General features: G+C 64.2%; 25 protein-coding genes. 14 read left to right on the plus strand and 11 right to left on the minus strand.

Annotated elements, in window-relative coordinates; genetic code table 11:
• Window positions 1–4: 4 nt before the first annotated feature.
• Window positions 5–985: a DMT family transporter gene (locus AC2FNJ_RS05685; protein ID WP_496763130.1), complete on the minus strand. Its 981-nt coding sequence runs from the start codon at window positions 983–985 to the stop codon at window positions 5–7.
• Between the two features lie 169 nt (window positions 986–1,154).
• Here AC2FNJ_RS05685 and AC2FNJ_RS05690 point away from each other — a divergent pair, with 169 nt between their 5' ends.
• The 11 genes from AC2FNJ_RS05690 (at window position 1,155) to AC2FNJ_RS05740 (ending at window position 9,871) form a co-directional block, all read left to right on the plus strand.
• A complete protein-coding gene (locus AC2FNJ_RS05690; protein ID WP_496763131.1) occupies window positions 1,155–1,679 on the plus strand; it encodes an SRPBCC family protein in 525 nt (174 codons plus the stop codon).
• 90 nt (window positions 1,680–1,769) lie between these two features.
• A complete protein-coding gene (locus tag AC2FNJ_RS05695) occupies window positions 1,770–2,699 on the plus strand; it encodes an ABC transporter ATP-binding protein (RefSeq protein ID WP_496763132.1) in 930 nt (309 codons plus the stop codon).
• Window positions 2,696–3,457 carry an ABC transporter permease gene (locus tag AC2FNJ_RS05700; RefSeq protein WP_496763133.1) on the plus strand — a complete coding sequence of 254 codons (762 nt, stop codon included), beginning with the start codon at window positions 2,696–2,698 and terminating at the stop codon, window positions 3,455–3,457. The genes AC2FNJ_RS05695 and AC2FNJ_RS05700 overlap by 4 nt, the downstream gene beginning before the upstream one ends.
• 116 nt (window positions 3,458–3,573) lie before the next feature.
• Window positions 3,574–4,371: a S49 family peptidase gene (locus tag AC2FNJ_RS05705; protein ID WP_496763135.1), complete on the plus strand. Its 798-nt coding sequence runs from the start codon at window positions 3,574–3,576 to the stop codon at window positions 4,369–4,371.
• Window position 4,372: 1 nt separating this feature from the next.
• Complete coding sequence (locus AC2FNJ_RS05710) at window positions 4,373–4,543, plus strand: hypothetical protein (protein ID WP_496763136.1); 171 nt, start codon at window positions 4,373–4,375, stop codon at window positions 4,541–4,543.
• Window positions 4,540–5,502: a calcium/sodium antiporter gene (locus AC2FNJ_RS05715; protein ID WP_496763138.1), complete on the plus strand. Its 963-nt coding sequence runs from the start codon at window positions 4,540–4,542 to the stop codon at window positions 5,500–5,502. Before AC2FNJ_RS05710 ends, AC2FNJ_RS05715 begins: the two co-directional genes overlap by 4 nt.
• Window positions 5,503–5,524: 22 nt before the next feature.
• On the plus strand, window positions 5,525–6,304 hold the full coding sequence (locus AC2FNJ_RS05720) for an SDR family oxidoreductase (RefSeq protein WP_496763139.1): 780 nt from the start codon (window positions 5,525–5,527) through the stop codon (window positions 6,302–6,304).
• Between the two features lie 290 nt (window positions 6,305–6,594).
• On the plus strand, window positions 6,595–8,469 hold the full coding sequence (gene uvrC, locus AC2FNJ_RS05725) for an excinuclease ABC subunit UvrC (protein WP_496763220.1): 1,875 nt from the start codon (window positions 6,595–6,597) through the stop codon (window positions 8,467–8,469).
• A 114-nt stretch (window positions 8,470–8,583) separates the two neighbouring features.
• Entirely contained in the window at window positions 8,584–9,174 is a 591-nt protein-coding gene (pgsA, locus tag AC2FNJ_RS05730; protein WP_496763141.1) for a CDP-diacylglycerol--glycerol-3-phosphate 3-phosphatidyltransferase, read from the plus strand.
• A 3-nt stretch (window positions 9,175–9,177) separates the two neighbouring features.
• Window positions 9,178–9,423, plus strand: a complete 246-nt coding sequence (moaD, locus tag AC2FNJ_RS05735) for a molybdopterin converting factor subunit 1 (RefSeq protein ID WP_496763142.1) — start codon at window positions 9,178–9,180, stop codon at window positions 9,421–9,423.
• Window positions 9,424–9,427: 4 nt separating this feature from the next.
• Window positions 9,428–9,871: a molybdenum cofactor biosynthesis protein MoaE gene (locus AC2FNJ_RS05740; protein WP_496763144.1), complete on the plus strand. Its 444-nt coding sequence runs from the start codon at window positions 9,428–9,430 to the stop codon at window positions 9,869–9,871.
• Between the two features lie 62 nt (window positions 9,872–9,933).
• Here the strand turns inward: AC2FNJ_RS05740 and AC2FNJ_RS05745 are convergent, their stop codons facing one another.
• The 3 genes from AC2FNJ_RS05745 to ubiA form a co-directional block, all read right to left on the minus strand.
• Window positions 9,934–10,248, minus strand: coding sequence for an MreC domain-containing protein (locus AC2FNJ_RS05745; RefSeq protein WP_496763145.1), 315 nt, complete (start codon window positions 10,246–10,248; stop codon window positions 9,934–9,936).
• Window position 10,249: 1 nt separating this feature from the next.
• Window positions 10,250–12,166: an OmpA family protein gene (locus tag AC2FNJ_RS05750; RefSeq protein WP_496763146.1), complete on the minus strand. Its 1,917-nt coding sequence runs from the start codon at window positions 12,164–12,166 to the stop codon at window positions 10,250–10,252.
• Window positions 12,167–12,232: 66 nt separating this feature from the next.
• Window positions 12,233–13,195 (minus strand): 4-hydroxybenzoate octaprenyltransferase, encoded by a 963-nt coding sequence (ubiA, locus tag AC2FNJ_RS05755; protein WP_496763147.1) that lies wholly within the window; start codon window positions 13,193–13,195, stop codon window positions 12,233–12,235.
• Between the two features lie 12 nt (window positions 13,196–13,207).
• Between ubiA and AC2FNJ_RS05760 the strand changes: the two genes are divergently transcribed.
• The 3 genes from AC2FNJ_RS05760 to AC2FNJ_RS05770 all read left to right on the plus strand — a co-directional run bounded on the left by AC2FNJ_RS05760 (window position 13,208) and on the right by AC2FNJ_RS05770 (window position 16,068).
• Entirely contained in the window at window positions 13,208–13,933 is a 726-nt protein-coding gene (locus AC2FNJ_RS05760; RefSeq protein WP_496763149.1) for a 16S rRNA (uracil(1498)-N(3))-methyltransferase, read from the plus strand.
• Between the two features lie 170 nt (window positions 13,934–14,103).
• Complete coding sequence (locus tag AC2FNJ_RS05765; protein ID WP_496763150.1) at window positions 14,104–14,631, plus strand: hypothetical protein; 528 nt, start codon at window positions 14,104–14,106, stop codon at window positions 14,629–14,631.
• Window positions 14,632–14,697: 66 nt separating this feature from the next.
• Window positions 14,698–16,068: a glutamate--cysteine ligase gene (locus tag AC2FNJ_RS05770; RefSeq protein WP_496763151.1), complete on the plus strand. Its 1,371-nt coding sequence runs from the start codon at window positions 14,698–14,700 to the stop codon at window positions 16,066–16,068.
• Between the two features lie 76 nt (window positions 16,069–16,144).
• Here the strand turns inward: AC2FNJ_RS05770 and AC2FNJ_RS05775 are convergent, their stop codons facing one another.
• From AC2FNJ_RS05775 to AC2FNJ_RS05805, 7 genes are all read right to left on the minus strand, one after another.
• A complete protein-coding gene (locus AC2FNJ_RS05775) occupies window positions 16,145–16,699 on the minus strand; it encodes an outer membrane protein (protein ID WP_496763152.1) in 555 nt (184 codons plus the stop codon).
• Between the two features lie 191 nt (window positions 16,700–16,890).
• A complete protein-coding gene (locus AC2FNJ_RS05780; RefSeq protein WP_496763154.1) occupies window positions 16,891–17,367 on the minus strand; it encodes a YHS domain-containing (seleno)protein in 477 nt (158 codons plus the stop codon).
• A 238-nt stretch (window positions 17,368–17,605) separates the two neighbouring features.
• The gene (plsY, locus tag AC2FNJ_RS05785) at window positions 17,606–18,211 is read right to left on the minus strand and encodes a glycerol-3-phosphate 1-O-acyltransferase PlsY (protein ID WP_496763155.1); all 606 of its coding nucleotides are present in this window, start codon (window positions 18,209–18,211) and stop codon (window positions 17,606–17,608) included.
• Window positions 18,211–19,491, minus strand: coding sequence for a dihydroorotase (gene pyrC / locus AC2FNJ_RS05790; RefSeq protein ID WP_496763157.1), 1,281 nt, complete (start codon window positions 19,489–19,491; stop codon window positions 18,211–18,213). Before pyrC ends, plsY begins: the two co-directional genes overlap by 1 nt.
• Entirely contained in the window at window positions 19,488–19,865 is a 378-nt protein-coding gene (locus tag AC2FNJ_RS05795; protein WP_496763159.1) for a hypothetical protein, read from the minus strand. Before AC2FNJ_RS05795 ends, pyrC begins: the two co-directional genes overlap by 4 nt.
• The gene (locus AC2FNJ_RS05800; RefSeq protein ID WP_496763160.1) at window positions 19,862–20,386 is read right to left on the minus strand and encodes a hypothetical protein; all 525 of its coding nucleotides are present in this window, start codon (window positions 20,384–20,386) and stop codon (window positions 19,862–19,864) included. The genes AC2FNJ_RS05795 and AC2FNJ_RS05800 overlap by 4 nt, the downstream gene beginning before the upstream one ends.
• Complete coding sequence (locus AC2FNJ_RS05805) at window positions 20,383–21,318, minus strand: aspartate carbamoyltransferase catalytic subunit (RefSeq protein WP_496763162.1); 936 nt, start codon at window positions 21,316–21,318, stop codon at window positions 20,383–20,385. The genes AC2FNJ_RS05800 and AC2FNJ_RS05805 overlap by 4 nt, the downstream gene beginning before the upstream one ends.
• Between the last annotated feature and the right edge of the window lie 34 nt (window positions 21,319–21,352).

Here is a 21,352-nt window from a genome sequence, read left to right on the forward strand (position 1 = left end):
GGCCTCAGTAGCGGCCCTTGACCTCGGTGCGGGCCAGCTTCGTCGATTTCTGACGTTCCCGCAGGAACACGAACAGCCCCGATCCCATGATCAGGGCCATGCCGATCCAGACGACCGCATCCGGAATCTCGCCCCAGATCAGCCAGCCCCAGAACACGGCCAACGGCAGGCCGACATATTCGAACGGTGCGACCGTGGCCGCATCGGTGACGCGATAGGCCTGCGCCAGGCAATAGCCGACGACGCCGGAGTTCAGGCCGAGCCAGATGAAATAGATCCAGTCACCGTCCGCGGGCCATGTCCAGGCCCGCAGCAGGAAGGTCAGGCTCGGGTTGTCGGTGCCGGCCGCGAACCGGCCGTCGCCGGCAACCAGATAGAAGCCGACCGAAACCAGGATGAACATGCCCTGGATATAGACGGCCAGCGCCGACGCCTTGGTGGTCGCACCCAGCTTGCGTGTCATCAATTGGTTGAGCGCATAGGTCAGCGCCGAAAACACCGGCAGCAGCAGCACGATCCGGTCAGCCTGCATCGACTCGCTGCCTTCCCAGGGGCGCTGCATGAGGATCACGCCGGCGAAACCGGCGACGACGGCGGCGATCCGCATCGGCCCGACCCTTTCGCCCAGGATCGGAATCGACAGCACGGTGATGAACAGCGGCGCGGCAAAGAACAAGGCGGTCACATCGGCAAGCGGAGCCGCAGCCAGCGCCACGAAGAAGGTCATGTTCGACACCACCACCAACAGACACCGGATCGTGTGCAGGATCGGATGGCGGGTGTGCAGCAGGTGGACGCCGCCTTCGAACTGAACCAGCGCCAGCGAGAACACGATGCCGATGGACGAGCGCAGGAACACCATTTCGTGCAGGGGATAGCTGCCGGACAGTTGTTTGATCAGCATGTCGTTGACCGAGATCGCCACCATGCCCGCGATGATGAAGGCGATGCCGGCGGCGGATCGGTTCTGCATGGGTTCCGTCATTGCGTGCTCCTGCGGCGGTTCGGCAGATCAATGGCCGGTCACCGCAACCACCGCTAACACAAGTGACCGCCGAGTCCATGGCTCTCAGCGCGCGGCAACGGTTGCCTGACAGGCCAATAAGGCGCTAGGTCTGGTTGCAGCACGCAGGCGACAGCAGGGGAGACCGGCCATGCAGATGAGCGACTCGCGGGAAATTCGGGCCGAGCCCGCCGCCGTGTATGCGGCGTTGCTGGACCCGGAGGTGCTCAGAAAATGCGTTCCGGGCGCGCAGGAGGTGACGGGAACGCCGGCCGACGGATACGAGGCCACGGTGGTTCAGAAGGTCGGGCCAGTCAAGGCGACCTTCAAGGGAACCGTGACCATGTCCGACATGGTCGAAAACGAACGGCTGACCATCGCTGGCGAGGGCAAGGGCGGCGCCGCGGGGTTTGCCAAGGGCGGTGCTAGCGTGACGCTGGGTCCAACCGACAGTGGCGGCACTCTGCTGGCCTATGACGTCGAGGCCAAGGTCGGGGGCAAGCTGGCGCAACTGGGCAGCCGCCTGATCGACAGCTTTGCCAAGAAGATGGCGGATCAGTTCTTCGCCAGCCTGCAGGAGCATCTGGAAGGACCGGCCGAGCCGGAGACCCCCGAACAGGAAGATGCGCCGGAAGAAAAGAAGGGCTGGCTCGGCCGCCTGACCGGGCGGGACTGACTTTGCGCAATCGCGCATGGTCTTGTGCGCAAATGGCCTGTTCCGCCGGGGACGGGCGTAATAGGGTCTTGGCCAGAACGGGAATTTGACATGCCGGCCATTCTGTCCATCAAGAACCTGCGCAAGACCTATGCCGACGGTTTCGAGGCGCTCAAGGGCGTCACGCTCGACATCGAGCAGGGCGAAATCCTTGCCCTGCTCGGCCCGAACGGGGCCGGCAAGACGACGCTGATTTCCACCATATGCGGAATAACAACCCCCACGTCGGGTACCGTCACCGTCGGTGGCCACGACATCCAGGACGACTACCGCGCCGCCCGCCGGATGATCGGGCTTGTGCCGCAGGAGATCGCCCTGGAGCCGTTCGAAAAGGTCTGGAACACCGTCCGGTTCTCGCGGGGCCTGTTCGGTCACGGGCCGGACAATGCCCGGCTTGAAGAGATCCTGCGCAAACTGTCGCTCTGGGACAAGCGCAGCAATTCGATCAAGGAACTGTCCGGCGGCATGAAGCGCCGGGTTCTGATCGCCAAGGCGCTGGCCCACGAACCCCGCGTTCTGTTCCTTGACGAGCCCACGGCCGGCGTCGATGTGGAACTGCGCAAGGATATGTGGGACATCGTGGCCGAGTTGAAACAAGGCGGCGTGACCATCATTCTGACGACGCACTATATCGAAGAGGCCGAGGCGATCGCCGACCGCGTGGGCGTGATCAACAAGGGCGAGTTGCTGCTGGTCGAGGACAAGGATGCGCTGATGGCGCAGATGGGTCAGAAACAGATCGAGGTGATGCTGACCGCACCGATCCCGGCCATTCCCGAAAGCCTCGCGCGCCATCGTCTGGCGCTGAACGGCAACAAGGATGCGCTGGTCTATACCTATGACACCCAGGCCGAGCGCACGGGCATCACGACCTTGCTCAACGACGTTGCGCAGGCAGGTCTGGTTCTGAAGGATGTCCAGACCCGGCAATCCAGCCTCGAGGAAATCTTCGTCAACCTGGTGTCGGAGGATGCGCGATGAACTGGGCCGCCATCGCCGCCATATACCGTTTCGAGATGGCGCGTTTTTTTCGCACGCTGGCGCAGAGCTTTCTGTCGCCGGTCCTGTCCACCTCGTTGTATTTCGTCGTGTTCGGCACCGCCATCGGCAGCCGTATCCAGGAGATCGAAGGCGTGTCCTACGGCGCGTTCATCGTGCCCGGCCTCATCATGCTGTCGGTGGTGATGCTGTCGATCTCGAACGCCTCATTCGGCATCTACTTTCCCAAGTTTCTGGGCACGATCTATGAGTTGCTGTCGGCACCGGTGAATTTCCTGGAAATCGTCATCGGCTATGTCGGGGCGGCGGCGACGAAATCCCTGTTTGTCGGGCTGGTGATACTGCTGACCGCAACCTTCTTCGTGGATATCCGGATCGAGCATCCCTTTGCCATGGCGGCCTTCCTGATCCTGTCCTGCCTCAGCTTTGCCCTGCTGGGTTTCATCGTGGGGATCTGGGCCAGCAACTTCGAACAGATGTCGCTGATCCCGCAACTCATCGTGACGCCGCTCATCTTTCTGGGCGGGACATTCTATTCGGTGTCCATGCTCCCGCCGCTCTGGCAGACGATCACGCTTTTCAATCCCGTGGTCTATCTGATCTCGGGGTTCCGCTGGTCGTTCTACGGGCTGGCCGATGTGCCGATCGTGTTCAGTCTGCTGGCGATCGCGGCGTTCACCTGCATCTGCCTCGGCGTGATCTGGTGGATCTTCAAGACCGGCTGGCGTATCCGCAACTGAGCCGTCCTGCGGCGGCGTTGCATTTTTGCCCAAAGCACGCGGGAATCTCGAACGCCCCGCATTTCCTCGGACCGCGTGTCTTGTTTACGGCTGGGGCGCACTCTACATCGGCACCCATGAACTTTCGCCTGCCGTTTCTGAAAAAGCCGCCTGTCGTTGCCGTGGTTCGCTTGTCCGGCGCCATCGGTTTGGCGGGACGTGCGTCGATCAACGACACCGCCTTGGCCCCAGTTCTGGAAAAGGCGTTTCGCAAGGGCAAACCCGTTGCGGTCGCGCTTGAAATCAACTCGCCCGGCGGCTCGCCGGTGCAAAGTTCGCTGATCGGGTCGCGCATCCGGCGTCTGGCGGAAGAGGCCAAGATTCCGGTTTTCGCCTTTGTCGAGGACGTTGCGGCCTCGGGCGGCTACTGGCTGGCCGCTGCGGCGGATGAGATCTGGGCCGACGACAGCTCGGTTCTGGGATCGATCGGCGTCATCTCGGCCAGTTTCGGCGCGCATGTGTTTCTGGCACGGCAGGGGATCGAGCGGCGGGTGCACACGGCGGGAAAATCCAAATCCATGCTCGATCCGTTCGCACCGGAGAAGGAAGAGGATGTCGAAAGGCTCCGGGTCATTCTGGACGACATCCACCAGAACTTCATCTCGCACGTCAAGAACCGGCGTGGTTCGAAGTTGCGCGAAGACACCGACTTGTTCACCGGCGAAATCTGGTTGGCGAAACGCGCGGCCGAGCTTGGGCTGATCGACGGCATCGGCCATCTCAAGCCCAAGATGCAGGAACGGTTCGGCGAAAAGGTGAAATTCAGGCGATACGGGATGCGGCGCCCGTTCTGGTCGCGTTTCGGCACGCAACTGGCGCAGGACGCCATCGCGGGTCTGGAGGAGCGGGCGGCCTACGCGCGTTTCGGGCTGTGACGTGATCATCAAGGCCGTCACCCTGTTTCTGATCGGCATGGCCGTGCTGGCGATGTTCGGCAAGCTTCGGTTTCCGGGGCAGAAGCGTCTGTCCTCGGCCAAATGTCCGCGCTGCGGGCGATTCAGAATCGGCAAGGGGCCCTGCGCCTGCGAAAAGGGAGGGCGGTCATGATCGCATGGCTGCTCGCCGGGCTCGGGCTGCTGATCCTGCTGCTTGCCGGCGATGCGCTTGTGCGCGGGGCCGTCAACCTCAGCCTTCGCATCGGTGTGCCGGCCCTGATCGTCAGCCTGACCATCGTGGCCTTTGGAACCTCGGCGCCCGAGTTGCTGATCGCCATCAAGGCGGTCCAGGAAAACGCCCCGGGCATCGCGCTGGGCAACGTCGTGGGGTCGAACACCGCGAATGTGCTGCTCGTCCTCGGAATCCCGGCGGTGCTGGCCACCCTGCACACCAGCGAATGCAACACCCGCCGCAACTACGTCTTCATGCTGATCGCGTCCGTGGTCTTCATCGCGCTCGCATTCCGCGGAGAGTTCACTCTGGTCAGCGCGGTGATCCTGCTGGCTGGCCTCACGCTGATACTGCTCAACGCGTTCCGACAGGCACATGCACATCGCAAGAATTGTGGGGACAGTTTCGCAGGGCCCGAAGATCTCGACGCCTTGGAAGAGGCCGACCCGGACATGCCGTACTGGCGCATTGCGGTCTATGTCGCGCTGGGCCTGATCGGACTGCCGATGGGGGCGCATCTGCTGGTGGACAATGCGTCGGTCATCGCGCGCACCTATGGAGTCAGTGAAACCGTCATCGGCCTGACCCTGGTCGCGGTCGGCACGTCGCTGCCCGAACTCGCGACCACGATCATGGCGGCCCTCCGGCGGCAGGCGGATGTGGCGCTGGGCAACGTGATCGGGTCGAACATGTTCAACCTCCTGGCCATCGTCGGTATCGCCACCCTGTTCGGCAATATCGTGGTCGATCCGGAGTTTCTGGAATTCGACCTGTGGGTGATGCTGGGCGCGTCGCTGCTGCTCATCCCGTTCGTCTTTCTGAAGCAGAACATCACCCGATTGTGGGGCTTTGCCCTGTCCACGCTCTACGCCGTTTACGTGATTGCCGTTCTGACTTGAGGTTCCAGCCGAGGAGTTGCCCATGACCCGAGCTCTCGTGACCGGTGCCGGCCATCGCCTGGGCCGCGCGATGGCATTCTACCTTGCCGAGCGCGGCTTCGACGTGGCGGTTCACTTTGCCAGTTCCGCGGATGCTGCGGCGGAGACGGTGCGCGGCATCGAGGAAACCGGCAGATCGGCGGTCGGCCTTCAGGCGGATCTTCTGGACGAAACGCAGACGCAGGCATTGCTGCCCAAGGCTGCCGAGGCGCTGGGCGGTCCGATCACCTGCCTCGTCAACAATGCGTCGATCTTCGAGCATGACACCGTCCACACGGCGACCCGCTTCAGCTGGGATCGCCACATCGAAAGCAACCTGCGCGCTCCGTTCGTCTTGACGCAGGCAATGGCGCGGCAGGGCTTGAAACCGGAAACCGATGACCGGGGCGAACCGGTCGCGACCGGTCTGATCGTCAACATGGTGGACATGCGCGTGCGCAAGCTGACGCCCGAGTTCATGTCCTACACGATTGCCAAGATGGGATTGTGGGCCTTGACGCGCACGGCGGCGCAGGCCCTGACCCCGGCGATCCGGGTGAATGCGATCGGACCGGGGCCGACCTTGCAGGGGCACCGGCAAAGCGATGCGCATTTCGCGGCACAGCGCGCGAATACCATCCTGCAACGCGGTGCGAATCCGTCCGATATCACGGCCGCGCTGGGCTATTTTCTGGACGCCCCGGCGGTCACGGGTCAGCTTCTATGCGTGGATGGCGGACAGCATCTGGCATGGCAAACGCCCGATGTCCTTGGACCTGAATGAGGGTTTCGGCTGCAAGTTTTGCACCGCTCGCAGTTGCGTTACAATCGCGTTACAGAAATGTCTTTTATTTCATACACTTGTCAGATGTTGGAAAAAGTTTCCTTTAAATTCAATGCGTTGAAATGCTGCCCAATTTTTGTGCAACTCTGAGAAATCTCCTTGAAACAACAAAAAATCCTGCCGACCGGAAAGTTATCGGCACAGTTATCCACAGAAATCGTGGATTTGTTTTCTCTTGAACTGAACGGCCAGAGATTGCAGCCGGTGACAGAGAATCATAATTGAAGACAATGACCAGCGAAGGCGACATTCCATCGGGTTCCGGCGAAACCGGCTATGCCTGCATTCAGAAGTATCTGAAGACGCTGGACGGTTCGCCCGGAGTCTACCGGATGCTCGATGGCGAAAGCCGGGTGCTCTATGTCGGCAAGGCCAGAAACCTCAAGGCGCGGGTCTCGAACTATGCGCGCCCGGGCCATTCGGGCCGGATCGAGCGCATGATTGCCGCGACCGCCTCGATGATGTTCCTGACCACCCGCACCGAGACCGAGGCGCTGCTGCTGGAGCAGAACCTGATCAAGCAGCTCAAGCCCAAATACAACGTGCTGCTGCGCGACGACAAAAGCTTCCCCAACATTCTGGTGGCCAAGGACCACCCGTTTCCGCAAATCAAGAAACATCGCGGGGCCAAGAAGGAAAAGGGCGCCTATTTCGGCCCCTTCGCCAGCGCGGGCGCGGTGAACCGCACGTTGAACCAGCTGCAGAAGGCGTTTCTGCTGCGCAACTGCTCGGACGCGATGTTCGACAGTCGCACCCGGCCCTGCCTGCTCTATCAGATCAAGCGGTGCTCGGGGCCATGCGTCGGGCTGATTTCGCGGGCCGACTATGCCGAAAGCGTGCGCGACGCCGAGCGGTTCCTGTCCGGACGCTCGACCCGAATCCAGGAGGAACTGGCCGCGCAGATGCAGGAGGCTTCGGACGCGATGGAATTCGAGCGCGCTGCGGCCTTGCGCGACCGGATCCGTGCGCTGACGCAGGTGCAGACGGCGCAGGGCATCAACCCGCGCGGCGTGACCGAGGCGGATGTGATCGGCCTTTACATGGACAGCGGGCAGGCCTGCGTTCAGGTGTTCTTCATCCGTGCCAACCAGAACTGGGGCAACCGCGATTTCTATCCACGGGTCGGGCCGGATGTCTCTGCCGCCGAGGTAATGGAGGCGTTTCTGGGCCAGTTCTACGACAACAAGGAACCGCCGCGCCAACTGATCCTGTCGGACGGGATCGAGAACGCGGACTTGATGCAGCAGGCCCTGTCGGAAAAGGCGGGCCGCAAGGTCGAGATCCTGGTGCCGCAGCGGGGCGAAAAGCTCGAGCTGGTCTCGGGCGCGCTGCGCAACGCGCGCGAGGCGCTGGCCCGCCGCATGTCGGAAAGCGCGACGCAGGCCAAGCTGCTGCGCGGTCTGGCCGAGGCCTTCGATCTGGACGCGCCGCCGAACCGGATCGAAGTCTATGACAACTCGCACATTCAGGGCACCAACGCGGTGGGCGCGATGATCGTCGCCGGTCCCGAGGGGTTCATGAAGAACGCCTATCGCAAGTTCAACATCCGCGGAGATGACCTGACGCCGGGCGACGATTTCGGCATGATGAAAGAGGTGCTGACCCGCCGCTTTACCCGCCTTCTGAAAGAGGACGCCGACCGCGACAAGGGCCTGTGGCCCGATCTGCTGCTGATCGACGGGGGCGCGGGGCAGGTGAGCGCCGTGCACGAGATCATGCAGGCGCACGGGGTCGAGGACATCCCCATGGTCGGCGTTGCCAAGGGCGTCGATCGCGACCACGGCAAGGAAGAGTTCCACCGCATCGGCCAGCACCCCTTTGCCCTGAAGCGCAACGACCCGGTTCTGTATTTCATTCAGCGGCTGCGGGACGAGGCGCACCGCTTTGCCATCGGCACCCACCGCGCCAAGCGTGCCAAGGCGGTCGGTGCGACGCCGCTGGACGAAATCCCCGGCGTGGGTGCGGCGCGCAAACGCGCCCTGTTGGCGCATTTCGGCAGCGCCAAGGCGGTATCACGCGCCAACCTGTCGGATCTTAAGGCCGTCGAAGGGATCTCGGCGGGACTGGCGCAGAAGGTCTATGACTTTTTCCACGAAAGGGGCTGAACAGTCCCGCCAAGAGTACTTGCGACAGGGCCCGAAGATCTCGGGCGGGTTGCGCGTCATCGATTTTTTTGCGCCCGTCTTTCCACTCTCCAGCCGCCGGTGTAGTGTCCGCCCATGAACTGGAACCTGCCTAATGTCCTGACCTTGCTGCGCCTTCTTGCGGCCCCCGGGCTGGCGGTCATGTTTCTCTACTTCCACCGCCCCTATGCCGACTGGTTCGCACTGCTGTTGTTCGTATCGGCCGCGGTGACGGACTGGTTCGACGGGTATCTGGCACGGACCTGGAAGCAGGAAACCAAGATGGGCGCGATGATGGACCCGATCGCCGACAAGGCCATGGTCGTGATCGCGCTGATGATCATCGTCGGCTATTCGACCGAGCACTGGACCCCGTGGCTGGTGCTGCCGGCCACGATGATCCTGTTCCGCGAGGTCTTCGTGTCGGGCCTGCGCGAGTACCTGGGCGACACGGCGGGGACGCTGAAGGTCACGAAGCTGGCCAAATGGAAGACAACGGCCCAGATGATCGCCATTGCGGTATTGTTTTCGCAGGGAATTTTCGAACACTACGTGGGTTCCTCGTCCTGGAGCGTCGTCTGGTCGGGCCGCGTCGGGCTGTGGTTGCTCTGGATCGCGGCGGGGCTGACATTGATCACCGGCTATGACTACCTACGTAAAGCCATGCCCCATCTGAGGGAGAACTAAGGGATGGATGTACTCTATTTCGCGTGGGTCCGTGAACGGATCGGCCTTCCGCGCGAACGGATCGAGACCGAGGCCGCGACCGTCTCGGATCTGGTTGCCGAACTGCGCGCCCGCGAGCCGCGGTACGAGGCCGCCTTTGCAGATCTTTCCGCCCTGCGGGTGGCGCTGGATCAGGAGCTTTCCGATTTCGACGCGCCGCTGGCCGGGGTGCGCGAGGTCGCCTTTTTCCCACCGATGACCGGGGGATGATCCGATGCGGATCGTCGTTCAGCAAGAGCCGTTCGATCTGGGCGCCGAGGCCAATACCTTTGCGGCCGGCAACACGGCCAACGGCGCGATCGTCACCTTCACCGGCGTCGTGCGCGATCTTGCTTCCGATGCACTGAATGCGATGGAGATCGAGCACTATCCCGGCATGACCGAAAAGGCGATCGCCCGGATCGCGGCCGAGGCGCGGGACCGTTGGAGCCTCGGGGATGTCCTGGTGATTCACCGGTATGGGCGTCTGACCCCCGGCGAGCGGATCATGATGGTGGCCACCGCCGCACCGCATCGCAAGGACGCGTTCGAAGCGGCCGAATTCCTGATGGACTACCTAAAGTCCCGCGCTCCGTTCTGGAAAAAGGAAATCACCTCGGGTAGCGCGGACTGGGTCGCCGCGAAAGACGAGGACGAGGATGCGCTGACCCGCTGGTGAGGCGCAGACAGCTGGCGAGATCGCTTTCCGTTTTGCATCTGGTGCGCGGCTTCGCCGCACCCTCAGCCGTTCAGTTGCGCCCGCAACTCTTCGGCTTCCTGGCGCGCGGCGCGCAGACCATCCATTGCGGCCGCCAGTTCGGCCTCGGCCTGTGTCAGCTGGTTGGTCAGTTCCGCCTCGCGCTGCTGCAGATACGTGATGGCCTGATCACGGGTTTCTTCCGCCTCGTGCAGCTCCTGACTCATGCGATCCAGATCGGCCACGTCGCTCTGGCGGACGCGCGACAGGCGGTGAACCAGCCAGTTTGTGAACCAGCCCACGGCAAAGGCGGCAAACAGGATGATGGCCGTGGCAAGGATGAATTCGGTTCTGTTCATGTCACTGATCCTCTGCCTGAGTTTCCCCGGTCGCGTCCGCCGGGTCGGTGTCCGGCTCTGCGGCCTGCTCTTCGGCGGCTTCCAGGCCGGTCGGCCCTTCGTCAACCGGTTCCGGCCGGATCAGGCGGAACTCGATCCGGCGGTTCTGTTCGCGTCCTTCTTCGGTCTGGTTGTCGCCGATCGGCTGGCTTTCTCCGTAACCGACGGCCGCAAAACTCGATGTCGGCACCCGACGCGCCCGCAATTCGTTCAGAATGGACTGCGCCCGGGCCTGGCTGAGTTGCAGGTTCATCTCTTCGCGGCCCTGGCTGTCGGTGTGACCCTGGATCTCCATGCGGATCGGGCCGCACTCGCGCAGGACATCCGCAATCTGGTTCACCGCATCGAGCGAGTCGGATGCAACCGTGGCCGAGCCCGGTTCGAACGTGATCTTTTCGCTTTGCTGGATTTCGGCGATTCTCGCCTCGCAGAGTTCCGGATCGGGCAGGGCGTCTTCGGGTTCCGGCGGCGACTCATAGGTGATGTCCAGCTTGTAATCCTGCGCCTCGCCCAGCTTGTCGGACAAGAGCCCCGAGATGTCGGCATTCGCATCGGCGTCGTGGCTCATCCCTCTCAGCGTGACGGTGTCCGGCGTGACGGTCAGAACGCCGTTGTTGAGCCGCGACAGCGCCTCCAGCCCCGCCAACACCCGTACCGGCCAGTTGGCGGGCAGGTCGGGCACGATGCGCGTGGCGGTGTGCACGGCATCTGAACCGAACGCGGCGCGGGCATAGCTGTCCACCATTTCGCGCAGGGTCTCGTCGTTCAGGCGGCCCCGCAATTGCACCAACCCTTCCGGGCTGCGGGTCGCAGTGAATTCCGGCGGTCCGGTCGCGGCCAGGACTTCGGACTCGGGCAGCACCGCATGCAGCGCAAAGACATCCGGCAGGCTGTTTTCCAGCTCGCCCACGACCCTGTCGAACAAGGCCTGATCCGTTCCCTGGCGGGCCACCAGGGTGATGTCGGCATCCGCAATCGTGATGCTGCCCTGGCCGAGTTCGGCCAGCGCGCCGATGCCCAGTTCGGCCGCCTGCGCCCAACGGGGGGACGGCACGCCCAAACCGATCGTGCAAGCCGCTTTTCCGCTCAGCCCCGCACGATGCGCCGCCGCGATGATGCTGTCGCGGGCCTTTTCATCCTGCGCCGAGCAGGCATCGAACCGGCTGCCGGTCTCGTCGATCAGAAAGCGCAGCGTGAACGGCGTGATGACTGGCCGCGGCGCCGAGATCGAAAGGCCGATCCGCAGGCTCGGCGGCGCCGCGCGGGTCAGTTCCTGTTCCAGCCGCACTTTTTCTTCGGGGCTGTCGGCGATCGCCGTGATCTTGACGAGACCCGCACTGGCCGAAATCTTGGCACGCGGCAGCTTGGACAGGGCCAGCACGGCATAGGCCATCGCATCGTCCCACCCCCGCGGCTTGGGATAATCGGCCGTCTCCATCAGGTCGGACACCCGCGCCTGCCGATCCAGCACCTGCAGGGATTTCACCAGCTCGTCGCGGTCCTGGCTGGCAGGGATCAGACCGATCAGGGATATGCCGCTGTCGTTGCGCAGGATTTCCGCCGAGAAACGCGGCGGTTCCAGATCTGCCGTCGGGGCCACGTCCATCTCGTCGATGACGCGCGACGGATCGACCTCGGCGCCCGCAACGGTCAGCGCGTTGAACCGGGTCGCCTCGTCGTTGGCGGTTCCGGTCAGGACCACGCGCAGCCCGTCCGCCTGAACCTCGGCCCAGTCGTGCCCGTTGAGATCCAGCGCCTTCCGTATGGCGGCCTCCGAGCTTCGCTCGATCGCCGTGACCGCGTAGCTCGCGCCGATGATGCACAGACCTGCGGCCAGGACAAAGGTCAGGATGACCACAACTGTGAAGGGTACTCGCATCAGACGGTTTGCAGCCTCGATTGCCGTTTGGCCGGCAGTCTTACAATCGCCCGGCCCGAGGTGCAATCACACCGCCAGGGCAATGCAGAAGAAGATCAGCGGAATTAGGCCGGTGTCGCGATTGGCGCGGAAAAGCTGCAGGAGTTTGGCGTTGTCCTCGATGTCCAGCCCGCGCAATTGCCAGGCCATGTGCCACCCCATTGCCCAGGGACCGGCGATGGCCAGGATGAGTGCGAGGAAGCTGGCGTCAGGCAGCGCGGCCTCGATCACCGCCAGACCCATCAGGCCGACCGTGGCGACCAGGAAATACTTGAGCCATCTGGCGGTGTCGGTTCCGAAAAGCCGCGCGGTGGACTTGATCCCGATCAGCGCGTCGTCCTCGGTGTCCTGATGCGCATAGATCGTGTCGTAGAACAGCGTCCAGGCGATGCCCGATGCATAAAGCAGGATGGCGGGCCAGCCGACGCCGCCGCTATGCGCCGCCCAGGCCAGGAGCGCCCCCCAATTGAACGCAAGGCCCAGAAAGACCTGCGGCCACCAGGTAAAGCGTTTCGCGAACGGATAGATCGTGACCGGCAACAGCGACAGCACGCCCATCGCGATGGCGGCCCGGTTGAAGGTCAGCAGGATCAGCAGGGCCAGCAGCGACTGGATGACCATCCATGCGACCGCCTGCCGGACCGAAACCTGCCCCGATGGGATCGGGCGCGACCGGGTGCGTTCCACCCGGCCGTCGAAGTCGCGGTCGGTGATGTCGTTCCAGGTGCAGCCCGCGCCGCGCATCAGAAACGCGCCGATGGCGCAACCGGCCGCGATCCAGAGATCTTCCCAGCGCGGATCGCCGCCGTCCAGGATCGCCAGCGCCAGCCCCCACCAGCAGGGAATCAGCAGCAGCCATGTGCCGATGGGACGATCGGCGCGGGACAACCGCAGGTAGGGCCGGGCAAAGGCCGGCGCCCAGGTATCGACCCAGTTGTCGGCAACCGCATCAGCGACCTGACCGTCTGGTGTTGGAACATCGCCTTGCATATGTAGGGTCTCATGAGTGCGAAGATCAGGCTGTATGTAGAGCACCCTTTGGGTGCGGGGCAATCGGTTCCTTTGACGCGCGAGCAGGCGCATTACCTGTTCGGGGTGATGAGGCTGGCCACCGGTGCTACGGTGGCGCTGTTCAACGGGCGCGACGGCGAATGGGCGGCAGAGGTCGCCGAGGCCGGCAAGCGCGGCGGCAGGTTGCTATGCCTGCGTCAGACACGTCCGCTGCAGAGGCCGCCCGATCTGTGGCTGCTGTTCGCCCCGATCAAGAAGGCACGCACCGATTTCATCGTCGAAAAGGCGGCCGAGATGGGGGCCGCGCGCATCCTGCCGGTGCAGACCGATTTCACCAATTCCGAAAGAATCCGCCAGGACCGCTTGCAGGCGCATGCCGTGGAGGCCGCCGAGCAATGCGGCGGCACCTTCGTGCCCGAGGTCGGGGAACTGCAGAAACTGGACAGGGTGCTGGACGCCTGGCCCCCGGAACGCCGGCTCATGTTCTGCGACGAGGCCGAGGTCGGCTCGGCCCGGCGTCTTGCAGACAGCGGCAAGGGGCTGCCCTGGGCCATCCTGATCGGACCCGAGGGCGGGTTTTCCGACCGGGAGAGGTCGCGCCTGGCGGCGCTGCCATTCGCCCATGTGGTGAGCCTCGGCCCTCGCATCCTGCGCGCCGATACGGCGGCGGTGGCGGCCCTGACGCTGTGGCAGCAGACGCTGGGGGACTGGGCGTGACCCCGGCGCAGTGCCCGCTGGCGACCGATCCGGCCGGCAAGCCCCCCGGGGGGGCGTTGGTCCCCTGCCGTGGTCGGGCTTGAAGATTGCGCCCGGTTGCACGATGTTTCCGGCATGACGTTGCAAACGAACTTCCTCTCCGCCGCGATCATCCGGAAAAGGTCCGAAACATGAGCTTTGTCCGGCCCGAGGCGCGGGCGGCTTTCTGGCGCTGGCGCGAGCTGTTTGCCGCTGCGGCGGTGTTGCTGGTCGGCCTGAGCTGGATCACCGGTCCTGGTGGCCTGCTGGCCTGGCTCGGCTGGTTGCTGGTGGGCATTGCCGTGGGCCTGACGATCGTCGGCATCCAGAGGGGCCGGTTTCGCACCGGTTCCGGCGGGCCGGGCGTCGTCACCGTGGACGAGGGACAGATCACCTATATGGGGCCGCTGACCGGCGGCGTCGTGGCCACGCGCGAGATCGAACGCCTGGCGCTCGATCCCACGGCTCGGCCCGCGCTCTGGGTGCTCGAGCAGCCGGGGCAGCCGAGCCTGCACATACCGGTCAATGCCGAAGGGGCCGAGGCGCTGTTCGACGTGTTCTCGACCCTGCCTGGGCTCAAGACCGAACAGATGCTCTCGGAACTCAACGGCGGGGCGGTTCACCCGGTCGTGATCTGGGAACGGCATCCAACCCGGCCGCTGGGGATCAGGTTGCATTGACACCGGTGCGAAATGCGCCCACGACTGGCGCCCACAGTGCAATGACCCAGCATCGGAGCGCAGCTCATGTCAATCCCTCAGTCCGGCGGCGGACCGATCGAACGCCATGAACAACTGGCCGAATATCTGGCGGCGGGCTGTAAGCCCAAGAAAGATTGGCGCATCGGGACCGAGCACGAGAAATTCGGATACTGCCGGGATACGCTGAAACCGCTGCCCTATGAAGGCGAACGCTCCATCGTCGCCGTCCTGCAGGGGCTTCGCGACCTGCACGGCTGGTCGCCGCTGGAAGAGGGCGGCAAGCTGATCGGGCTGACCAAGGACGGGGCGAATGTCTCGCTCGAACCGGGCGGGCAACTGGAACTCAGCGGCGCGCCGCTCGAAAACATCCACGAAACCTGCGACGAGGTGAACGCGCATCTGCGCGACGTCAAGGACATCGCCGACAAGATCGGCGTGGGGTTCATCGGTCTGGGCGCCGCCCCGATCTGGCGGCACGAGGACATGCCGCTGATGCCCAAGGGCCGCTACAAGCTGATGGACAGCTACATGCAAAAGGTCGGCACCATGGGCACCACCATGATGCGGCGCACCTGCACGGTTCAGGTCAATCTCGATTTCGCCTCCGAGGCCGACATGGTGCAGAAGCTGCGCGTGGCGGTTGCCTTGCAGCCCGTGGCGACGGCGCTGTTCGCCAATTCGCCGTTCCTGGACGGAAAACCCAACGGTCACAAATCCTGGCGTTCGCGCGTCTGGCGCGATCTCGACCCGGATCGCACCGGCATGGTCCCCTTCGTGTTCGAGGACGGCTTCGGATTCGAGCGTTGGGTGCAGTACGCGCTCGATGTGCCGATGTATTTCGTCTATCGCGACGGCAAATACGTCGATGCGCTGGGCCAGTCATTCCGCGATTTCCTCCAGGGCAAGCTGCCGGCCCTGCCGGGCGAAACGCCGACCCTGTCGGACTGGGCCGATCACCTGACGACGCTATTTCCCGAGGCACGGATCAAGAAATTCATCGAAATGCGCGGCGCTGACGGCGGCCCCTGGCGGCGCTTGTGCGCCTTGCCCGCCTTCTGGGTCGGCCTGACCTACGACCAGTCGGCGCTGGATGCCGCGTGGGATCTCGTCAAGGGATGGGATGCCGAGACGCGCGAGGCGCTGCGCATTGCAGCCAGCAAGGACGGCCTGCAGGCCAGGGCCGGCAATATCGAGATGCACGCTTTGGCGCGCGAGGTTCTGGCCATCTCCGAGGCCGGTCTCAAGGCCCGTGCCCGGCCTGGCGCCGGTGGGCTGGTCCCGGATGAAACGCATTTCCTGAATGCGCTGAAGGACAGCATCGACAGCGGCCGCGTCCCGGCCGATGAGCTGTTGCAGCACTACAATGGCGATTGGGACGGCGATCTGACCCGCATCTATGCGGACTTCAGCTACTGACACCCGCCTTTCTTGCCGGCCAGATTTATAACGACCCGCCGCCCGGTGCGGCGGGTCCGTTCGCTCCGGTCCGGTCTCAGAACCGATAGGCGGCCCGGATCTGGAACGTGGTCGCATCCACGTCGATTCCGGTTCCGTTGAAATTGTCGAATTCGTGATACAGCAACTCGCCGCCAATGCTGAAATTGCCGTTGATGACCTGTTCGTAACCCGCACCGATCAGCCAACCGTCATCGTCGCCCAGAACGTCGGTGCTGGCGTCGGCATAGCCGGCGACGCCGTAAAGCAGGCCGTCGGAGGTTATCTTGTACCCCGCGCGGGCCTTGAGGCGCCAAACGTTCTCGAGTTCGGCGGCACCGCTGAGGTTCACCCCGGTCCAGTCATAGTCGAAGCCGCCACCGATGACCCAGGTGCCCAGGTCATAGTCGTATCCCAGTATGATACCGCCCAGCCAGTCGTCGCCGTCGATACCCGACACGCTGGTGCCCACGTCGATGTAGCCAACCTGCGCGCCAGCGTAGAATCCCGTCCAGTTCCCCGAAGCCGTCGACAGACCGGAGAAGGACTGCGCAGCCGTTTGCCCGGCAGCAAACGCAGCGACGGTGGATATCAGAGCCAGTCTTGCGATCATTTTCGGTTCCTTTCCTGCAAAGGTCTAGGTTCGTTCGTCACGAGCGAACTTCTGTCGGTAATACGTCGCGTCGGCCCTCCCGGATCACCGGCCGTCGCCATGCACAAGCGCTCGGGCCTCAGCGGATCTCGCACCGCCTAGCGGCAAACAAAGAAAACCGGCGGCGGAAGGCCCGCCGCCGATGCGCCGGTTCATTGCTGCTGCAACTCTGTCGGTTCCTTGTCCGCGATGTCCTGCCAGTTGGCGCTGGCCTTCTCGATGAAGCCGGGGATGTCGCCTTCCCACTTCTTCTGGATGTCCTCCGACAGGTTCAGGTACAGCTTGTCGTCCACGATCTTCCAATAGTTCGGATCGCCGTCGAACTTGAAGCCCATCGCCGCGCCAAAGGCGCAGTATCCCCCGTAGGCCGGCAAGTAGGCTTCGGGATTGGCCTCGAACGCGGCCTTGTTTTCTTCCGATGCAAAGCGATAGGTCGCGTCGTCATGGATCGCCGTGATCTTCCAATCCCCTTTCGTGGCCTCGCCGTCGGTGAAATAGGCCACCGGGTCGTAGCCCTGCATCGCCAGGCCGGTGGAAGAGGCGTTGATTTCGACGCCTGCCGCGATCGCCGACGTCGCAATCGCGACCGACAGGGCAACGCCACTCAGCAGCGTTTTGATCTTGTTCATGGGTACACCTTTCTGATGCACTGACCGTCGCGCCGAAATTGCACGGTGGTCAGCATGGTTCCTGAGCATTCCGTGCGCCGCAATTGACTGCACATCCCAGCAGGTGGCGACGGCCGGGGTCACGTTCAAAACAATCAATCGTGTATGTGCGCAGATGAGGGGATCCTGTGCGCTGCCGATCAGATCGCCCGTGGGGTCGGAGCCCTGGGAACCAAGGGCAGCGCACATGGCGCAGGTGTTACGACCGCCCGATCCTCGGCTCGGTTCCGGCCTTGATACGCGCGATATTCGCAGCGTGCCGCCAGTAGACCAAGAGCGTCAGGATCGCGCCCAGCACAAACGCGGTGCCATGGCCCAGCAGCACGGCCCAGATCGTCGAGCTGGCCGCCGCCGCCAGCGCGCCCACCGAGGAAATCCGCGACACCGCGGCGGCGGCCAGCCAGGTGAGGCAGAGGGCGACGCCCACAGGCCAGGCCAGAGCCAGCCACAGCCCCAGAAATGTGGCCACACCCTTGCCGCCCCGGAACCCCAGCCAGACCGGAAAACAATGCCCCAGAAAAGCGGTCAGCGCGGCAATCTGTGCGGCGTCCTCGCCGGCAAAGGCGCGCGCCAACAGAACCGCCGCCGCGCCCTTGGCGGCGTCAAGCAACAAGGTCAGTGCCGCCGCAACCTTGTTTCCCGTGCGCAGCACGTTGGTCGCCCCGATGTTGCCCGACCCGATCTTGCGCAGGTTTCCGAGGCCCAGAACCCTGGCGATGACCATGCCGAAGGGGACCGAGCCCAGCCCGTATCCGATCAGCGCCCAGATCAGCAATTGGGCGGTCGTGCTCTCGATGGGCGGCATCAGGGTCTCCGGAATATTTCTTTGCCAGCGACGTAGGTTGCCAGCACCCTACCTTGCATGCGCTGCCCGTCAAACGGTGTGTTCTGCGACTTCGATTTCAGCGTGAATCGGTCCAGCACAAAGGGCACGTCCGGGTCGAACAGGACCAGATCCGCCGGTGCCCCGACCGCCAGCCGCCCGCAGTCCAGTCCCAGCCGCCTGGCGGGGTTCAGGGCCATGGCGCGAAACAGGGTCGGCAGGTCGAGCTGTTCCGCGTGGTAGAGGCGCAAGGCTGCAGGCAACAGCGTTTCCAGCGCCACCGCGCCCGAGGCGGCCTCTTCGAAAGGCAGCCGTTTGCTTTCCTCGTCCTGCGGCGTGTGCATCGAGCTGATGATGTCGATGAGCCCGGTCCGCACCGCCTCGATCACCGCCTGCCGGTCGTCTTCTGACCTCAGCGGCGGTTTGACCTTGAAGAAGGTGCGATAGTCGGCCACGTCCAGCTCGTTCAGCGTCAGATGATGGATGGAGGTGCCCGCCGTCACGTCGAAGCCGTTGCGCTTGGCCCGTTCCAGCGCAGGCAGGGCGCGGGCCGTGGTGATCTGGTCGGCATGGTATTTCGCGCCGGTCATCTCGATCAGAGCGATGTCGCGGTCCAGCCCCATGCGCTCGGCCATCGGCGACACCGAAGGCAGGCCGCGCAGGGCGGCGAACTTGCCGCTCGTGGCCGCGGCCCCATGGCTCAGCCCCGGCTCCTGCGGATGGGCGATGACCAGCGCGCCGCAGGACCGGGCATAGGTCAGGGCGCGGGAAAAGACCTTGGTATCCGTCACCACATGGTCGCAATCGGTGAAGGCCACGGCACCGGCATCCATGAGGAACCCGATCTCGGTCATCTCGCGCCCATCGCGCCCCTTGGTCAGCGCGGCCATGGGCAGCACGTTCACGGGTGTGTCCGCCTGCGCGCGGCGGGTGACGAATTCCAGTGACTCGGGCGTGTCGATGGCGGGGGTCGTGTCCGGGCGCGTCACCATCGTCGTCACCCCGCCGGCCGCCGCCGCCAGACCCGCCGACTTGTAGCTTTCCTTGTGCCGCTCGCCTGGCTCACACACCTTGACGCCTACATCGACGATGCCGGGGGCAAGGCATTTGCCGCCGCAATCGACGACCTCCGCGCCGCCCGGTTCGGTGTCGCCCGCACCCACCGCCGTGATGCGTCCGTCCGAAATCCGCAGCCAGCCAACCGTGTCCGTTCCGGCCTCGGGGTCGATCAGGCGGGCGGTGGTGAACAGGATTTCGCTCATAGCTGCGCCCTTTCGATCGCGGCCTTCGTGGCGGCGGGGTCCGCCTGATACTTGATCAGGTGCTTGTCGCCGCCGCGGGTCACGACCTGGACGAAACTGCCCATGGTCCGGACCAGTTCGATCTGGTTCAGCGTCACCTTGCGGTCGTTGGGACCATACAGCGCGCCGTCCCGGATTTCCCAGACTGTCGCCAGTTCCTCGGAGGCCAGGTACCAGCTGCGCACGACGACGGCGGCAAGCCCGGCGGGGGCGCCGGTCCAGACATACGGGTTGCCGATCAGCCACAGAAAGGCCATCGCGGCCGCCATGGCAAAGGCTGCCAGCCAGGCATTGGCGCGGATATAGGTCTGCCGGTCCGCCGGAAAGCGAGTCACGGTAGTAGCCACAGGACACCTCCAACGATCAGGGCCATGACCAGGATGAAGAGGCTCAGACCGATCAGCCTGGCCCGCGCGCGCCGCTTGCGGGGCGGCACTGGCGCGGCCGAATAGGGTTTGGCGCTTTCGGTTTCGATGGGCTGCCCGGTCCAGTTTGTGGCTTCTTCCGTGAAAAAGCCCGCCAGCTTCACGCGCGGATCCGGTTTCAACTCCACCGCCCGCCCCCCGAACGCCTTGCTGCGCACGACCATGACCCATCCCTTCATCGCATCGAGCCTGCCCCGGTCCAGCTGATCCTCCGGTATCCCGCACCCTTCGGTCAGGTAGCCGAACAGACCCAGTTCCTCCAGGTCTGCGATGGGGAAGACCTCGATCTCGTCGTCCTCCAGCCGCTCGACGCCCAACACCTGTGCCGCGGCACCTGGTTCGCGCAGAAACTTCGCCTCTTCCGGCCGCATGTCCAGTGTGAACAGGCGCACCACGCCGCGTTCGTTGGGGGCGACGCTGAGCTTGCTCATGCCGCCTCGCGCAGGTTGCGGGCCAGCAGCTCCATCGCGGCCATGCGCACGGCCACGCCCATTTCCACCTGTTCCTGAATGACCGAGCGGTTGATGTCGTCGGCCAGCGTGCCGTCGATCTCGACCCCGCGATTCATCGGGCCGGGATGCATCACGATCGCGTCGGGCTTGGCCAGCGCCAGTTTCTCGCGATCCAGCCCGTAGCGGTGATAATACTCCCGCTCGGACGGGATGAAGCCACCATCCATGCGCTCTTTCTGAAGCCGCAGCATCATCACCACGTCCACGTCCCGCAGCCCTTCGCGCATGTCGTCATAGACTTCGGCCCCGAACTCGGCGAATTGCGCGGGCACCAGCGTCGGCGGGCCGATCAGGCGGATGCGGTTTTCCATCTTGCCCAGCAGGATGAGGTTCGAGCGCGCGACGCGGCTGTGGGCGATGTCGCCGCAGATGGCGATGGACAGCCGGTGGAGGCGCCCCTTGGCGCGGCGGATGGTCAGCGCGTCCAGCAGCGCCTGCGTCGGATGCTCGTGCCGCCCGTCGCCGGCGTTCAGCACGGCGCAGTTGACCTTCTGCGCCAGCAGGTCCACCGCGCCCGACTGCGGATGCCGCACCACCAGAAGGTCGGGATGCATCGCGTTCAGCGTCATCGCGGTGTCGATCAGGGTCTCGCCCTTCTTGATCGAGCTGGCCTGCATCGCCATGTTCATCACGTCCGCGCCCAGCCGCTTGCCCGCCAGCTCGAAACTCGCCTGCGTGCGGGTGGAGCTTTCGAAGAACATGTTGATCTGCGTCAGCCCCGCCAGAACGTCCGCCCGCTTGGCCTGCTGCCGGTTCAGATCGACATATTTCTCGGCCAGATCCAGAATGGCGGTGATGTCAGCGGGCGACAGGTGCTCGATGCCGAGAAGATGGCGATGGGCGAAACTCATGGGCCGGGCTCCGGTCTGACGGTCGGGCTGCTTA

It is taken from the genome of Ruegeria sp. BHSB196, from assembly GCF_059613135.1.

What these genes read in the sequence shown, in the direction of transcription:
- AC2FNJ_RS05685 (WP_496763130.1), bottom strand. Translation starts at nt 985, where the DNA reads ATGACGGAACCCATGCAGAACCGATCCGCCGCCGGCATCGCCTTCATC.
- AC2FNJ_RS05690 (WP_496763131.1), top strand. Translation starts at nt 1,155, where the DNA reads ATGCAGATGAGCGACTCGCGGGAAATTCGGGCCGAGCCCGCCGCCGTG.
- AC2FNJ_RS05695 (WP_496763132.1), top strand. Translation starts at nt 1,770, where the DNA reads ATGCCGGCCATTCTGTCCATCAAGAACCTGCGCAAGACCTATGCCGAC.
- AC2FNJ_RS05700 (WP_496763133.1), top strand. Translation starts at nt 2,696, where the DNA reads ATGAACTGGGCCGCCATCGCCGCCATATACCGTTTCGAGATGGCGCGT.
- AC2FNJ_RS05705 (WP_496763135.1), top strand. Translation starts at nt 3,574, where the DNA reads ATGAACTTTCGCCTGCCGTTTCTGAAAAAGCCGCCTGTCGTTGCCGTG.
- AC2FNJ_RS05715 (WP_496763138.1), top strand. Translation starts at nt 4,540, where the DNA reads ATGATCGCATGGCTGCTCGCCGGGCTCGGGCTGCTGATCCTGCTGCTT.
- AC2FNJ_RS05720 (WP_496763139.1), top strand. Translation starts at nt 5,525, where the DNA reads ATGACCCGAGCTCTCGTGACCGGTGCCGGCCATCGCCTGGGCCGCGCG.
- uvrC (WP_496763220.1), top strand. Translation starts at nt 6,595, where the DNA reads ATGACCAGCGAAGGCGACATTCCATCGGGTTCCGGCGAAACCGGCTAT.
- pgsA (WP_496763141.1), top strand. Translation starts at nt 8,584, where the DNA reads ATGAACTGGAACCTGCCTAATGTCCTGACCTTGCTGCGCCTTCTTGCG.
- moaD (WP_496763142.1), top strand. Translation starts at nt 9,178, where the DNA reads ATGGATGTACTCTATTTCGCGTGGGTCCGTGAACGGATCGGCCTTCCG.
- AC2FNJ_RS05740 (WP_496763144.1), top strand. Translation starts at nt 9,428, where the DNA reads ATGCGGATCGTCGTTCAGCAAGAGCCGTTCGATCTGGGCGCCGAGGCC.
- AC2FNJ_RS05745 (WP_496763145.1), bottom strand. Translation starts at nt 10,248, where the DNA reads ATGAACAGAACCGAATTCATCCTTGCCACGGCCATCATCCTGTTTGCC.
- AC2FNJ_RS05750 (WP_496763146.1), bottom strand. Translation starts at nt 12,166, where the DNA reads ATGCGAGTACCCTTCACAGTTGTGGTCATCCTGACCTTTGTCCTGGCC.
- ubiA (WP_496763147.1), bottom strand. Translation starts at nt 13,195, where the DNA reads ATGCAAGGCGATGTTCCAACACCAGACGGTCAGGTCGCTGATGCGGTT.
- AC2FNJ_RS05760 (WP_496763149.1), top strand. Translation starts at nt 13,208, where the DNA reads ATGAGTGCGAAGATCAGGCTGTATGTAGAGCACCCTTTGGGTGCGGGG.
- AC2FNJ_RS05765 (WP_496763150.1), top strand. Translation starts at nt 14,104, where the DNA reads ATGAGCTTTGTCCGGCCCGAGGCGCGGGCGGCTTTCTGGCGCTGGCGC.
- AC2FNJ_RS05770 (WP_496763151.1), top strand. Translation starts at nt 14,698, where the DNA reads ATGTCAATCCCTCAGTCCGGCGGCGGACCGATCGAACGCCATGAACAA.
- AC2FNJ_RS05775 (WP_496763152.1), bottom strand. Translation starts at nt 16,699, where the DNA reads ATGATCGCAAGACTGGCTCTGATATCCACCGTCGCTGCGTTTGCTGCC.
- AC2FNJ_RS05780 (WP_496763154.1), bottom strand. Translation starts at nt 17,367, where the DNA reads ATGAACAAGATCAAAACGCTGCTGAGTGGCGTTGCCCTGTCGGTCGCG.
- plsY (WP_496763155.1), bottom strand. Translation starts at nt 18,211, where the DNA reads ATGCCGCCCATCGAGAGCACGACCGCCCAATTGCTGATCTGGGCGCTG.
- pyrC (WP_496763157.1), bottom strand. Translation starts at nt 19,491, where the DNA reads ATGAGCGAAATCCTGTTCACCACCGCCCGCCTGATCGACCCCGAGGCC.
- AC2FNJ_RS05800 (WP_496763160.1), bottom strand. Translation starts at nt 20,386, where the DNA reads ATGAGCAAGCTCAGCGTCGCCCCCAACGAACGCGGCGTGGTGCGCCTG.
- AC2FNJ_RS05805 (WP_496763162.1), bottom strand. Translation starts at nt 21,318, where the DNA reads ATGAGTTTCGCCCATCGCCATCTTCTCGGCATCGAGCACCTGTCGCCC.